At 55.2% G+C, this 14,749-nt stretch carries 10 protein-coding genes; 3 read left to right on the top strand and 7 right to left on the bottom strand.

What is annotated here, in order from left to right; translation table 11 throughout:
• Window positions 1-3 precede the first annotated feature (3 nt).
• A complete protein-coding gene (locus RR51_RS15745; protein WP_004364974.1) occupies window positions 4-900 on the bottom strand; it encodes a cation transporter in 897 nt (298 codons plus the stop codon).
• A gap of 95 nt (window positions 901-995) precedes the next feature.
• Between RR51_RS15745 and cadR the strand changes: the two genes are divergently transcribed.
• Window positions 996-1,403, top strand: a complete 408-nt coding sequence (cadR, locus tag RR51_RS15740) for a Cd(II)/Pb(II)-responsive transcriptional regulator (RefSeq protein ID WP_009403731.1) — start codon at window positions 996-998, stop codon at window positions 1,401-1,403.
• 1,255 nt (window positions 1,404-2,658) lie between these two features.
• On the opposite strand, the gene RR51_RS15735 is transcribed toward cadR, so the two are convergent.
• The 4 genes from RR51_RS15735 to RR51_RS31235 form a co-directional block, all read right to left on the bottom strand.
• Window positions 2,659-3,582, bottom strand: coding sequence for a ParB/RepB/Spo0J family partition protein (locus tag RR51_RS15735; protein WP_177328664.1), 924 nt, complete (start codon window positions 3,580-3,582; stop codon window positions 2,659-2,661).
• A 110-nt stretch (window positions 3,583-3,692) separates the two neighbouring features.
• A complete protein-coding gene (locus RR51_RS15730) occupies window positions 3,693-4,814 on the bottom strand; it encodes a ParA family protein (RefSeq protein ID WP_004574780.1) in 1,122 nt (373 codons plus the stop codon).
• A 436-nt stretch (window positions 4,815-5,250) separates the two neighbouring features.
• Entirely contained in the window at window positions 5,251-6,402 is a 1,152-nt protein-coding gene (locus tag RR51_RS15725) for a tyrosine-type recombinase/integrase (protein WP_039614023.1), read from the bottom strand.
• On the bottom strand, window positions 6,399-7,070 hold the full coding sequence (locus RR51_RS31235; RefSeq protein WP_177328663.1) for a hypothetical protein: 672 nt from the start codon (window positions 7,068-7,070) through the stop codon (window positions 6,399-6,401). The genes RR51_RS15725 and RR51_RS31235 overlap by 4 nt, the downstream gene beginning before the upstream one ends.
• Before the next feature lie 971 nt (window positions 7,071-8,041).
• Between RR51_RS31235 and RR51_RS15715 the strand changes: the two genes are divergently transcribed.
• Together RR51_RS15715 and RR51_RS15710 are read left to right on the top strand one after the other, a co-directional pair.
• Window positions 8,042-9,067 carry a DNA-binding protein gene (locus RR51_RS15715; RefSeq protein ID WP_039614022.1) on the top strand — a complete coding sequence of 342 codons (1,026 nt, stop codon included), beginning with the start codon at window positions 8,042-8,044 and terminating at the stop codon, window positions 9,065-9,067.
• Window positions 9,068-9,179: 112 nt separating this feature from the next.
• Entirely contained in the window at window positions 9,180-9,641 is a 462-nt protein-coding gene (locus RR51_RS15710) for a hypothetical protein (protein ID WP_023662221.1), read from the top strand.
• 57 nt (window positions 9,642-9,698) lie between these two features.
• On the opposite strand, the gene RR51_RS15705 is transcribed toward RR51_RS15710, so the two are convergent.
• Window positions 9,699-12,194, bottom strand: coding sequence for a hypothetical protein (locus RR51_RS15705; protein WP_039614021.1), 2,496 nt, complete (start codon window positions 12,192-12,194; stop codon window positions 9,699-9,701).
• Window positions 12,191-14,725: a DNA topoisomerase gene (locus RR51_RS15700; RefSeq protein ID WP_024717739.1), complete on the bottom strand. Its 2,535-nt coding sequence runs from the start codon at window positions 14,723-14,725 to the stop codon at window positions 12,191-12,193. The genes RR51_RS15705 and RR51_RS15700 overlap by 4 nt, the downstream gene beginning before the upstream one ends.
• Window positions 14,726-14,749: the final 24 nt, after the last annotated feature.

Raw genomic sequence — 14,749 nt, 5'->3', positions numbered from 1 at the left:
TATTTAACCCTTCAACGCCAAAATGCGTCTGGCACCGTTAAGTACAATGCCCCCCGCGATGGTGCCGATAATCAGATCCGGATAATTGGAACCGGTCCACGCGACCAGGGCGCCGGCGGTGATGACCCCCAGGTTGATCACCACGTCGTTGGCCGAGAATATCCAGCTTGCCTTCATGTGCGCCCCGCCTTCCCGATGTTTGGATATGAGCAGCAGACAACTGGTATTGGCAATCAATGCGACGAATGCGATAGCCATCATCACCAGCGATTCAGGCTCACTACCGAATACAAAGCGTCTCACCACCTCTACGAGCACGCCCACAGCCAAGATCAGTTGCAGTACACCAGCAAGATGCGCGGCACGTACCTGCATTTTCACGCTATGTCCAACCGCATAAAGGGCAAGCCCGTACACCGCCGCATCGGCAAAATTGTCCAGGGATTCTCCAATCAGGCCGGTGGACCGGGCGATCAGACCGGCAGTCATTTCCACCACGAACAGAAGTGCATTGATGCCGAGCAACCAGCGCAGGGTCCCGGATTCTTGCTTAGCAGAAGCTGCCGAAAACTCGGCGGCCTTGATGGTCTCCGGATTTGCAGCGACGGTTTCCTGAAGCGAGGCGCCTAGCCCCAAGGTCTTCAGTTTCGAGGTGACGGGCTCGACCTCGCCGTCATGCACGACCTTCAGCCGGCGGTTCGACAAGTCGAAGGACAGCGCCCGAATCTCCTCAAAGCCGTTCAGGGCTAGGCGAATCATTCGTTCTTCTGATGGACAGTCCATCTTCGGCACGGCATAAACACTGACCCATCTCCCTGGCGCCTCGGAGGAGGCCTGTATATCGGTATCCGCTGCGGACGTTGCATCACCGCCACAGGCGCCACCACAGGATTTGCTCATGATACGACTCCACTTGAACAATGTTGTGGTACCATTTAAAACTATAAAGCTACTATAAGGTCAATAGAGTAAAGAATCCGTTGGGGAGGAGGCTGATGCGCATTGGTCAGTTGGCGCAGTTGGTAGGGGTCGAAACACAGACGATCCGCTTCTATGAACAGCAGGGCTTGTTGCCGCCGCCTGATCGGCAGGACAACGGTTACCGTGTCTATACCGAGAAGCATGGTGAGGGGCTGGCCTTCATCCGTCGCTGCAGAATCCTGGGCCTGTCACTGGCTGAGATTCACGAACTACAGAGCTATGAGGACGACCCTCATCAGCCTTGTACCGCCGTCAACGCCTTGCTCGATGATCACATCTCTCATGTGCGGTCGCAGATAACCGCTCTGCAAGCGCTTGAGAAACAACTCGTTTCACTGAGAGCGAGTTGCAACGATGACCGGGAAGTTGAGGCGTGTGGGGTTCTTGCTGGAATTAGCGAAGGAAACATGCACCAGCAGTAGGTGAAGCATCAACCAGATAATCCGATGAGATGCCGGTCTGTCTCACTCTCATGCAAAGGTAAGATCAACCATTTAATCCGCTTACCCGAAAAAATTAGGCAGGTCGCGTGCTTGCGCCCTTGGCTAGTTGCTCAAGATCAGGGAGAGATCTTTTCACAGTGAAAAGCCCAGCGGGATGCGTATCAGCCTGCCCGTGTTAACCGGCTCGCCTCACGACCAAGAACCTGGTTGTACCCAGTGAAAGGCTGCAGCTTTTGGACTGCATCAGGTCCCATTGAGTCGACGTTTGGGTATTCCCTTTCACTGTGAAAGGGCGGCTTAAGCCTATTTGAGAGCGTGGGGGGCCTATCCTCGTCATCCCCAATGCTTGCCACTATATGTGGATCGTTCGAGGCGCAGATGACGTCCAGGAAAGCTCATGATTTCACTGTGAAAGGGTGGTGATTAAAACCCTCGCCATGGGGTTGAGTGCTTGCAGTTGATGCGTGGTCATTCACAGTGAAAAGACAGGCAGGCCGAGTGTAGGACTGCCCAGACCAGTCTGAGCAGCTGGTTCGTTCACCGGCCCATGTTGAGGTGCTTTTCACTGTGAAAGGGTGAGCGGATCTGATCGACACCGACATCAGCCTGTGGGAGATGCCAGTGATATCGCTCTCGTTGATCTTAGAGCTCAGTTCTGGAGCGCAGCCTGTAGCCGGCAGTCAGGACGGGGCTCCAGTCTCATTGGGAAGCGTGTATGAGAGCTACAAATTCCCCCAGTCGGCGCGCAGTGGCTGGAGGCGAGGAGTCGGCCTGGGCGAGGGGCAAGCTCGATGGACCTTTTCACAGTGAAACGGTCTCCACGCGGGCATCTTCGTTGCTGCCCAAGCAGGTAGGACGATGTGCACAGTGGTAACTGTGCAGTGTGCAGTTATCACTGTGCAGTATGCAGTGAATGGTGCGTTGTGCGTGTTGGTTTGAGCAGCAAGATCTGATCACCAGGCTAATGCCGACTGTTAAGTCAGACGCCTGGTCGGGACACCCCCGATGATGAGTGAAATTTTCACTGTGAAAAGATGCGAGCGAGCTGATTTTCACAGTGAAAACTGGGCAACGGAACCTGGAATTTCACTGTGAAAAATAGGAGCTAAAAGGAGAAAACGCAGGATGAGATTTTCACAGTGAAATCGTGAAAAGCCAGAAATATCAGAGGATTAACCGGGGGAGGGCGTAGACGCCACGCCGCCGGAGGACCCGGCGGCGGAGTGGCAGCGAATTAGCTACGAGCTTTGAGCATCTCCTCGATGTAGGCGAGGACCTCCGCTGGATCAATGCCTTTGGGAGGGGTGAGGATCAACTTGCGCCCATCAATACGAGCGTCCAATTGGGTGCGCTCTTTATAGTCGATCTGCCGTGGAGGGATTGGTGCTTGAGGAGAAGTCTTGCGCCGGACCTCGCCCTTGGCCCAGTTGATTGCGCTGTCCTGGGACGCACCTTCTTTAATTCGGTTGGCGGCTGCCAGTACGGTTTCAGTATGTCCCTTGTCAGCTAGAGCAACCATCTCCGAGACAACCCTATTACCAATCAGGTCAGGATCTTCTTCCAGCAGTGAAATGACACCCACAGGCAGCTTGAAATAAGCAAGGCAGCGGCTGATCGTGGCCATGCTACGGCCGACACGGCGGGAAAGCTCCGCCTGGGATTGCACAACCTTGTCATCGAGAAGCTTCTTGTAACTCGCACCTCGCTCGAAATCAGTAAGGTCTTCCCGGGCGTCGTTGTCCGTAACCGACAAGATAGCCGCTTCAGCATCCGACAGATTACGGATGAGCGCGTAGATGTGGTCTTTGCGGAGCAGCTCATGGGCTAGGAACCGGCGCTCACCGGCAATCAGCTCGAAAGTACCGTCCGCTAGAGGGCGAACGATAATCGCGTTGTTGAGGCCTTTATCTTCAATCGTGTTTGCGAGAAGACCCAGCTTCTCAGGGTCGAACTTGCGGCGTGGCTGATACGTGCCTCGGCGTATGAGCGTCAAAGGCAAGAACGTCGCCTCGCCTGGCAAGCGCTCCCCGCTCAAGATTATGTCATCAAGGCCCGGCTCATGAACGTGATCCGCCTGAGCAACAGGTGCACGATCAAGCGGCTCTTTTGAGCTGCTTGTGTCCTCATCAAGGTGCAACTCACTCAGCACATCACTCATCGGCCGGAGGTTGGCCTCCGGAATCACTTTAGGTACGTGAACACCTTGAATGCTGCTCGTACCCTCAGCTGTCGGGATTACGGTTGGTTTGCCAATTGGGCTAGAGCTCCTCATTTACCCTTCTCCAAAACCGTTTTGATTCTTCCAACCATTTCCTCAAATACGCTTCGGAACGCCCCCAGAGAGTTTTCGCTACCTTGCTTCCAGAGGGAGAGAGGAACACCGTCTTCCAAGCTTTTCGAGTAGTCCTCGGAGTGGAACAACTGTTGTTCTGTGACCTTGCCGGGGAACAAGCTGGACAAGCGAGCGAGGTTAGCTTGTAGACGTGGGCGGTTGCGCATGTACATGGTGGGAATTGCAACGATCTCTGGGGCCCGGCCGAAATCGGAGCTCATTTCATTGATCTTGTGCGCCAGACGGGAAAGTGCACGGAAGGAGAATTTGTCCATACGGATAGGGCACAGCAGGAAATCAGCAGCGGCAAGGCTGTTACGGGAAAGCATAGTTCCAGAGGGTGCGTTATCCATGATGATCACATCATAGCTCGACAGGTCGCAGTGCGGCAGAAGGCCTTTGCGGGCTCGCTCGATGAAAAGCGAATACCGGAAGTCGGCGCCCTGGGCATTCCGTAGCACAACGTCCATGTCGTCCAGAGAATCAAACGCTGGGATGAGGTGAGGGCCATGCTCGCCGAAAGGTTTCTTGATTACCTGGTCTAGCGTCATCTCAGTGAAGTTACCGAGGCGAATCAAGTTGCCGAGATGGCCCTCAACAGCTCTATCAGCAGGGAGGCCAAGCTCTACAAGCTCTTCGGTTGTTTGGTCAGGATCATAGCCCAGCATGCTGGACACATCGGCTTGAGGATCGTTGTCGATGATCAGGGTTTTGAATCCCGCCAAAGCGAACTCGATGCCGATATTGCAGGTCGTGGTGGTTTTTGCGGTGCCACCCTTCTGTACGTACGTAGAGCAGGTGATGGGGCGGGAAAAGCCTTTAGTGTTTCCATTCCCGCGACGAATCGAGGCGATCAAAAACATGTCAGCGAGCGTGTAGCTACGAACCTCAACGGATCCACGAGCTACACGAGCGATGTTGAGGTCGTTTTCCTTCTCTATGGCCTTGAGGGTCTGAGTGCTTATCATCAAGCGTTCAGCCACAAATTGTGGGGTGAAGGTTAACTGAGTGAAATCAGTGAAAGTGTACTGATCGAGGGGAGTAGCAGCTGCAGTCATGTGATTTACCAGTGCCAAGTAGGTAGGATGACCGCATTCTCATACGAATCCATACGGTCAGACAAGCATAAATGCGTTTCTACCAGATAGAGATAGGCCATAAACCGAAGTTTGTCATTAGGTCAGATCTCGAAGAACCAGCTGTCAACCGCATGACTGAATTGATAGTTAGACCGTTTTGCGGCATGAAATGTCGAGGGTAGGGCGTTCAGGATTAGGTAAGGGAGAGGCACAAAACAAAGGACAACTAGGCAGGGGGCCTAGAGCGAGCCCCGCGGTTGGCCAGGCATCGAGCGAGGTGAAGTAGGTCACGGAGCTCATAGGTGTGTCGGAGCTCAGGGCTCAGCAGACCTGTGCAGCGCTTGGCGCGACCTCATTCTGCGGCAGCGGCCAGCCGCTCGACCTCGATGCCGGCGGCCTTTGGCCTGCGGCAACACTACCGGTGTAGTCGCGGTGTGCTTAGTGTTTGGACGACCCCTGCATGCAAAGCGTCGTCTTCAGTGTGCAGATATCGGCTGATTGTTTCGATTTTGCTGTGACCAGCCAGCGCCTTGATCATCACCAGGTCGCCGGTAGCTTTAGCCAGGTGGCTAAAGCACGAGTGGCGGAGCCAGTGTGTTGAGGCCTCTTCAAGCCGGTCGGCTAAATCAAATAGGCTGCGCTCAACAGCGAGGGCTGCAGCGCGATGCATGATGTCTTTGATCGATTTCAGGATGGTGTCGTTATGGGCGCGTTTGAGCTTTGAGTTCGAGGCTAGGAGGAGGGGGGTTGTGTCCTTAACTGGAACCTCACGTGGCAAACCGAACGCTTCGCGATACTGCAGTAGGTCCTCATAGAGATCATCGGATATCGGTACATCTCGAATTTTGTTCCGCTTGCCCAGGACCTCCAACCACAGAACCCCGCTAGCAGAGCGCCTGATCTTGCCCATGGTTGCCCCAGTCGCTTCGAACGTCCGCACACCGGTCATGTAAAACAGGCTCAGCATGAAATGGTCACGGGCCCGTTTGCGTGGGCTTTTGGTCGCTGCAATAGCCTCGAATGCCAAGGCGATGGCAGCCTCGGGCAGCAGTCGCTTGATTGTTAAGTCCACTTCGACCTGTGGCTTTGCCACGAGCGATACGGGGTTCGCTTTCAGGCGTCCACCCTTGATCATCCATTTGTACATGCTGCCAATCTGGATCAAGGCATACTGCTGGGATGCTTTACTAAGAGGTCCTGCAAATGGTCTCCAGTCTGGGTTCGAGCGCTTGTGCTTTGTAGGTGATACCCAAACCTCAGTCGGCTGGGGGTTATCCATAAAGTCGATGTACTGGTTGATGTCCATCACCGTGATCTGTGAGAGCTGCTTACCCAGGGTGTGCATTGCCCAGAGAATGAACCTCTCCACTTCCTTTTGCATAACGCGCCTGGTCTTCGGATTTTTTCCTTTGGCATGGAGCCACATCCAGGCTGCTTCGATGTCGCTATCCGCTTGGATTACATCGACCTGATCAAAGTCGTCAGCTGACTCGCGATCGAGCAGAGCAACTTCTGACTTGGCCTGGAGGTAAGGAATTCCGTGTACGGCTGGAGAGTTCGTGCTCATCGTATGTCTCGCGTTTTGCCGTTGTAGACAAGGCAGTCGTCAATCTCATCGGGCTCGAACCAGCGCTGCGCCCCTGATGGTGCTTCGCACTGGTACTCTTCCTGTGCACCTCCAGCCGAATCGACGCCTTCCCGTGTGGCGATCACCACCAGGATGGCCCCATACGCTGCAAAGTTGTCGATCTCCCTGTCGACGACAAGCTCGGCGCCGCGGGTTAGGTACCGTCTCCAACGATAGCCGTCGGTATAGGCACCGGCGAAATCGTCGTCATCATCGTCATCATCATCATGATCCCAATTGAAAGGCTTGGGTGTCGCAGCAGGGGGCGCTATCGCTTGAGGCATTTCAGTCGATGCTTCATGGACTGCAGTTGTCTTGCGCGGCCGTTTTGTTGGTGGCGCCAGCACTAGTCGAGCTGCCTTAACGGCGGCCTGTTCGTTAGGGCTCAGTGTAGGTAGAGCTCGCGCCAGATCGTCCCATTTACAGTCCCGGTCGTCGTCTGCTGCGATGCGGCTCATGTGCTCAGGGCGAATTGACCATCGGCAAGCCACATCTGCCATGCGCCATCCCTTCTGAACGATCAGTTGCTTGAAGTCATCTCGGGACAGTTTCCCCGGGCGCAAGAGCAGCAGCCCACGAGAAATCTTTGCATTTTTGGCTTGATCCACAGCGCAAGTCTTTTGTGGTGAAAGCCCTGATTTTAGGGCCTTTCATGGTGAAATCAAGTGGCTGGATGAGCTAGGTCGACTATGTCCGGTAAGCCCTGAAATGAGCCCAAATAACCGGATCCTCACGCGCTCCTGTGTGAAATCTGACGACCTTAGCCCCTGCGAGTTGATCAGAATCGACGTAGGAGCGGCATTCGAGGGCGGTTCAAACAAACCCTGGAAGGCGCTGCGGCTCATGAGCAAGGTGAAGCTGTGCTTTTGCTATGTCCTCGGAAGTAATTCTTAGGATGCTTGCGGAACTAATTCCCAGACCATGGCGTTTTTCCTCCAAGTCCACGAATTACTTCCGGTCGTTGGCTGTCATGCCTCGGATCGTGTGGATTGCCGCCGGCGTCCGTCTGCTCGACATAGAGGGCTTCTGAAGGTTTTCTGCAACTGGTCGGACCTTGGCCGGGCAGCGGTCGCTCCGTGCTAAGCTTTGGAGGATGAGCATGGATCGATTCGACGATGGTGCTCCGCGGATGCCGTGCCGCTTTGCTTTCGCATGTTTAACTGTGGTTGTGCATTTTTCGCATATATGACTGTGGTTTCGCATTTTTAGCTGACGTAGACACTTGATCTCCAGCGCAAGCAAAATTTCCAGAACCCCTTGTCCATAAGGGTTTAGCGAGAAATCAAAAACGCCTCTCTGTAAAGCCAGCTACTGATAGCGATGGGCTTTTAGAGGGGCGTTTTTTTGCCATCTGAAAAATTCGTGATAATCGGAGATATTCACGAATTTATGGCTTCATGGATATGTATCGTATGATACACAATACATTTTTGTAGTTTTCGGGGCGTGGGTGTAAGCTCCGTCCAGGGCCGCACCGCCCCGTCTGATGGGCGCGACCTTGTTGCAAGCCAGCCTCTCGCCGAGCTTGTCGACGCACAGCCTTCTGACTTTTACCTATCTACCTATCAGGTTACGGCTAATGACCAGCACCGGAATTTCATCTGACAAAAGGCTAAGTACGCGGGATCTTGTGCATCTCTACGCGAGGGAGCTACTTGATGCGGGGCGCGAAGTGCGCCAGGCGGATATTCGTGAGTGCATTTACGCCAACCACGACATAAAGGCCTCGCCCAACCTGGTGTACGAGGAGATCAAGAAATTCTGGAGCGAGATAGGCCCTGTCCTGAGTGCCAGGCTGCGAAGACCTGGTGTTCCTGACGCGGTGTGCGAGAAGCTCGATGAGATCTGGGATGTGGCTCTGAGAGCGGCAACTGACTCCCATGCGGTTGAGCGTAAAGCCCTTGAGGCGGAGGCCGCAGCTGCCGTAGTTGCGGCAAGGGTGGCGCAGGAAAATGAACGGACTGCTTCAGCGAGCCTTGAGGTCCAGCGCCGAGAGCTGGCCGGACTCATGGCGGACAAGGAGCGGCTGACTGACCAATTGGATCAGGTGAGCGCTGATGTTCGACAGCTCCAAGCAGAGCTCGCAGAGCTCAATGCAAAGCTCGTTTCCTCAAGCCAGTCGCATAACGAGGAAATCAAGCGCCTTCAGGAAGTGCACCACGGTGCAATCGAGCGCGCCCAGGAGATGCATCGTGGAGAGCTTGAGCGCCTTCAGGAGCAGCTCAAGGCAGCCAACACGGCGACAGAGACTGCCCAAGCTAAGGCCGAGACCGCCCGGGTTGCCGCAGAGCAGCACCTTGAGAAGACCGAGAACCACTTGATGATGGAGACCGCAAGGGTTCGGGACGATGAGAGAGCCAAAACAGAGAGGGTCAGCAAGGAGCTGCAGCAATCGTTGACGCTGATTGACCAGTTAAGGATTCAGCGATCGAAAGCCACTGACGAAGCGGCTGAGATGCGTGGTCGGTTAGAGGCTACCCAGCAGGGTCTGCGCGCCCTAGAGGCCCAGAACAAGGAGCTAAGAGAGTTGAACACCACCCTGCAGACTGCCCTGCTGGAAGGCTTGAGGGATGCCAAGGCGGGATCGCTAGCAGCAGACGAATAGTTTGCCTTATTGACATTTTGTCAATTTGTCAAGTGCTTATTGAATGTTTCTGATGGATGGTGGTATCTTTGTGATGCATCATTTGGTGCACCAACATAAATGAGGAAATTACATGGAAATTAACCGCAAGACTTCATCGGACACCGACACCAACCTGAAAGCACTTCTGGATGTGTTCGCCCAAAACAACTTCCAAACAGTCATCTTTTTCGCAAGTACTACCGTCGGTGGGTCAGATGATGATGGTCCAGACACGAACTGGCCATTGATGGCGGCCTTGGTTCAGACCCTTCAAGGCAATTATGATATTTACGATGGATTGTTCCTGACCGCAAAACGGTACCCGCGCTACATGGAGGTGAAGAGCGTGCTGGATGCAGCCGTAGCGGTTAGCAACGGGAGCGTTCACTTTGCGCCAGCACCACTGCCGTTCACTGCTGGCAAAACGAAGGAGGACGCTCTTGCGGTGATGCTTTCAGTCCAAACCAAGGTGTTTGACCAAGATTCGCGAGCAGATTATTTCAGGCTGCTGAGCCGAGTGACCGAAAAGCAGCTCGCTGACATGCACAATTGATCATGCCTCCCTGGCTTTCTACGTGACAGCCAGGGAGTCATGGTCAGGGTCAGCAGCTCATAGGTCCAGTTGCATCGGTGCAACCGGAATGCCCACCATCACCACTCCAGGTGCAGCCTCTACAGTGGGCAACTTCTCGGTTCGAATTAGCGTGCTCAATTTCAGTTTAGGGTCGTAGATCATCAGGTCGGCCTCCAGCACGTAATCAAATCCATCCCTTGTCCCACAGATCGGAATTTCTGCCGCTTTCACTGCTGCGCGGATACCTTGCAGCTGCTCAGCTGAGCTGGATTTTTTCTTCCTAGGTGCAACGAATGCAGTGAAGTTGGCGCCCGCCTCTGCAAGTGCCTTGAGCGCCGCAGCCTCGGCAGCGGGGCTTACCCTCCGCGTTGGTACAGCGTCTGGATCAGGGATAGCTACCGCTACAGAAACGGAAACGACTGGGGCGTCATTATTCGGTACAGTGGCAGGGTAAGTACCCTCTTGTTCTGGCGCTGAAAGCCCACTTTGCTCGGTTGTATTCACCGGCGGAGGCTCACTGATCGCGAACGCGCCGAACACATCATCAACATCATCGACGTCATCGTTACCAGGCTGCCCAGATTCCAGATTTAGGAAGTCATCCTCTGGTTCTGCCTCTGGCCCCGGCCCAAACGAGCTGAGCGACAAGCTCTGTAGATCGTCGTCTAGTAGGTCGTCATCATCACCGCCGCTCACGATCGGGTCGTCATCATCTAGTGCCGCTTGCGCATCAGCTGACATACCAGTTTGAGCGTCGTGCTCGTCGCTGGCCTCGTTAGCCGCGGTGCGGGCTGGCGAGGAGCTTTGATGTGCGTTTACATTGGTCGTCATAGCACCTGGTTTCGCTCCACTGGTGACAGCAGTTGCAGGTTGACCCTGCTCCACATCAGGCTGAGCTTGTGGTGCTGGTGCTGGTGCTGGTGCTGGTGCTGGTGCTGGTTGTGGCTTCGGCTTCTCTTCCTGCTTGCCGGCGATGTTCACCTTCGCTGCAATCTCAGCGCTGAACCCGCGAGCAACAATCGCCCGAAGCGCATCAGCTTCAGTGATACCCAGGTTGTGTGTGAACAATGGGCGCTCGATGTCCAGCTTGGTACCCATGTTGGGCAAACCACTGAGGCCGGCAAGCTCGGGGGTCGTGGCAACTGGCAGTACAATGATGCAAGGCTCCCAGGTAGTCAGATGTGCACCTGTTTGTGCGTTGCGCAATGACACCGAGTACATCGGCAAGAACCGGCTCATGTCGGCATGATTGTGCCGCGAGTACAGTAGCCCTTTTTCCTGGAGGGTTGTCATCAGGTTGAGGGTCATGCGGTAACGGCCCTCACCCTCCTCCAACGACCAGCCCATTTTGGCCAAGATCAGAGACCGTAGGTCCTTTTCCCTGATGACGATCAGTCCGTCATGCTTCTGAGCAATTTTGAGCGTGGAGTCCTTGGCCTGGTCACCGGTGCCGTTTACCCTGCCGTACTCCGTGATGATCTCGACGAAGCAGTGATAAATGGCGTTGGACTCGTCCTCAGAAATCTCGTGATCACTCAGTGTCTCTGTGATACTCGACTCGGCCGTGCCGGTCTTCTTGTCTACCAGGATCAAGAACTCCATGAGGGCTGTCATGCGGTCATCCAGGCTAAGGCCATTGCGGTCAACCGGGAAATCACTTGGGTGGTGGTAATGTGCAATGACCAGGTTCACGGCTTGTCGATCGCGTGCAGGGAGGGCCCAGTATTCTGGGAAGCGAGCAAGAATTCTCGCACCCAGGGCGTCGTGGGAGATGCGGTTGTCATCCTGAGGGGTGAGCGCTCCGCCCTCCTCCTGGGTTTTCACGCTACCGTCGGGTAGGAGGACGTAGGCTTCGAGCTTCCCGATATCGTGCGCCAGGCCCAGAATCGGGATCAGTGGATCAGTAGCGTCAAATCGATATTCCTTGTTCTTCAGGTCGATGATTTTGAACTTGGGCTTTCCACGGGCCTTTACGTAAACCCCGTCGAATACGTAAGTGCCAGCGTCCTCCAGCGCGGTGTCTGCCACGGCCAGACAATGCTCCCAAAGCCGGCGATTTCCGTGCCCCCCTTTGCGATGCGATGCGGGGAAGTGAGCATGTGCAGAATAGGTATCCCAGATGGCCCAGAAGAACGCTACATGGGCTGGCCACTTCTTCTCATTGGCGGCAACCCAGGCGAGCACTTTTTTGCTTGCAATGGGTAGGCGCTTTGACGCAGCCTCGACGCGAGGTAAAGCCAAGGTGGGCATAGGAACTTTGCCGAGCGTCGAGCGGGCGCCGTTGAGGGTGTTTCCTTTCTTGCCGGCGTACAGCTTGTTCAGTGCAGACAACCTGGTGAACCAGATAAACCAGACACCGATGAACAGGCCGGAAACAACACCCAGAATCCAGTGTGAGACGTTGTAGCCCACCAGAGGCCAGCTATCTAAAAACTCTATAGGAGAACCGCCGAAGGCCCGGGCAGTGAGCAAAAGCCACCAGAAACCGAACACGATGGCCGTTGCGCGTATGACCTTGTTGTTGGCGTTCACAGGAAAGCTCCGCTGTCTGTCTGGATCGTTGGAGACGGCGCCCCGTCAGAACTTGCTGGTTGTTCCTTCGGTACCGGAGTCCCGTTATTGTCTTTCACGGTGTTAGAGCACCCACCGCCCCCCTTCACAAAGCCACTGCAACCCCAGAAAGGAGACTTTTCAGCATTCCGCAGGTACATGGGTTTACCGCAGAGGTCACATGGAAATGACTTCGGCCGCTCCACTGGATCGCCGTCGCGATCGTTCATGGTGTGATTGCACTGCTCTCGATCAACGCAGGCCCAGAAGTGCCCTTTGGGGGCTTTGATTTTGCGCATGCCGCCTTGGCATTTCGGGCAGGAAACGACATTCCCTTTGGAGTCCCGAGTGTTCGCCGTCGGGTCGAAGTAAAACTCGACCTTGCCGGTGTCGAGCAGCTTCAGCCCTGCCTCGAACTTGGTGGATTTCTTCGGATTGACAAAGCCCTTGAGCCCAAGCACTACCTTGTCCCGGAGCAAAGTTTCTGCTTCCGATACTTTTAGCATGCGACTGGCAATCTCCCGCCATATGGAAAATCCGCACTGCCGCTCGCACATGAACGTTCGGGCCTGGATCTCAACTGCGCCACCACAGGTGGGGCAAAGAGCGCCAAGCTTCTTGACCTGGACACCTGCGTATTTGTTCTTGATGGTGTCGAGGATTGCCGTCGTCAACTCTGCAAGCTCGGACTTAAAAGCGTCCCGCTTGTACGCCCCCTTTTCCATCTGACGGAGCTTGTGCTCCCATTCCCCGGTGAGAACTGGCGACGTAAGGGCATCGATGCCGTTGTCGACCAGGAAACGGTAGACAGTCATCCCCTTTGCGCTGGGAGCAAAGTACTTCTTCTGCTGGATGAGATAGGGCTCTTTCTTTCGGCCGGCACCGTCCTTGGTGGATTGGAGCGATTCGATCATTGCAGAGCGCGTGACCGGTGTACCCAGTCCCCGCTCTTTCATCGCCTCACGAAGGTCTTCATCCTCTACCAGGCGCCCTGCCGTCTCCATCGCGCCCAGCAACGTGTCCTCGGTGTACCGTTCTGGAGGCTTGGTTTTGAGCATCTTCAGCTCGATGCCCTGCGGAGTGACTGACTCTCCCTTGACGTACCGTGCGAGCTCTTTCTTGTCGTCGGAGTCACCATCTCGATCGGTTGCGTCCTCGACGATCCCGGCTCCGTAAACCACCATCCAGCCTGGGGAGACAAGCACACGACCAGTCGACCTGAAGAGTTCGTCAGCCACCGTCGTAAGCCGGACAGTCACCGAATACTCAGCCGCTGGATGGAAAACGGCAATGAAGCGCTTGACGATCATGTCATAGATTTTCTGAACGTCCGGCTCTAGGTCCCCTGCTCGCTTTCCGGTAGGAATGATTGCGAAGTGGTCCGACACCTTCGTCGAGTCGAAAATCTTCTTGTTGGGTCGCACCCAGCCTTCATCTAGCACGCGTTGCGCGTGCTCTGCATAGGGGGTTCCTCCAAACATCCCCATGACCTTCTTCGTGTCGTTGATTGCGTCATCAGGGAGGTAAGCCGAGTCTGTTCGTGGGTAAGTGGTGAGGCTGAGCTCCAGGTAAAGCTTCTGCGCAATCTCCAGCGTGTAAGCTGCAGAAAATCCAAGCTTGCGGTTCGCCTCGCGCTGAAGTGAGGTGAGGTCGTATAGCTTGCCAGGGCCTGTCTGGGCAGGCTTGACTTCATCCACCACACTGCTCGGTGCTACTCCAGAGCACTTGCTGATCAGAGCATCCGCTTTTGCTCGATCCATGATCCGGTGCTGGGATCCGCCCTTCGCCTCGGAGGGCTGTGGTGCCACCCACTTGCCGGTGTATTTACCAGCGGCCACCCCAAAACTGCCGTGCACCTCCCAATAGGGAACCGGTCGGAAGGTTAGAATGGCCAGCTCCAGAGCACAAACCAGGGACAGCGTAGGGGTCTGCACGCGGCCGAGCGGGAAGATCTCTGCTTTGGCTGTCTCACGCTCGTAGAGGCGGGAAATCCCCCGACTTGCGTTAATGCCTACGATGTAGTCGCCCTCGCCTCGTATCTCAGCCGCCATTGCAAGGTTGTCGAAGTCAGCGCCGGGCTGCATATTCTTGTATGCCTGGCGGATGGCGTCATCGACCATGGATCTCATCCACATCCGAAGCATCGGCTTTGTGCACCCAGCCATCTTGTAAATGAGCCGAAAAATCAGTTCACCCTCGCGGCCGGCGTCACACGCGTTCGCTACAGCAGTGACATCCGGGCGCCGCATAAGGCGTTGAAGCACGTTGTAGAACTTGGCCTTGGGCTCGATGACCCTCAGGTCGAAATGGTCAGGGATCACTGGCAAATTGCCGATGTCCCGCCCGGCCTTGGCCATTTCCTCGGAGTAGATTTCAACCAGGTGGCCGGCCGCGGGGGCAAGAATTGCGTTCTCGCTCTCAAGCCATGTTTCCACCTTACTGAAGCCCCCGACCGCTTGCGCGATAGAGACCGCTACGGTTGCTTTTTCAGTGATGATCAGTGTCTTGCCCATTGCGGCTTAGTCTTCCAATACAGA

The organism is Pseudomonas sp. C5pp, from assembly GCF_000814065.1.
Classification (GTDB): domain Bacteria; phylum Pseudomonadota; class Gammaproteobacteria; order Pseudomonadales; family Pseudomonadaceae; genus Aquipseudomonas; species Aquipseudomonas asiatica.
Note: the sequence above shows the minus strand (reverse complement) of the source record. Positions and strands in the feature narration are given on the sequence as shown.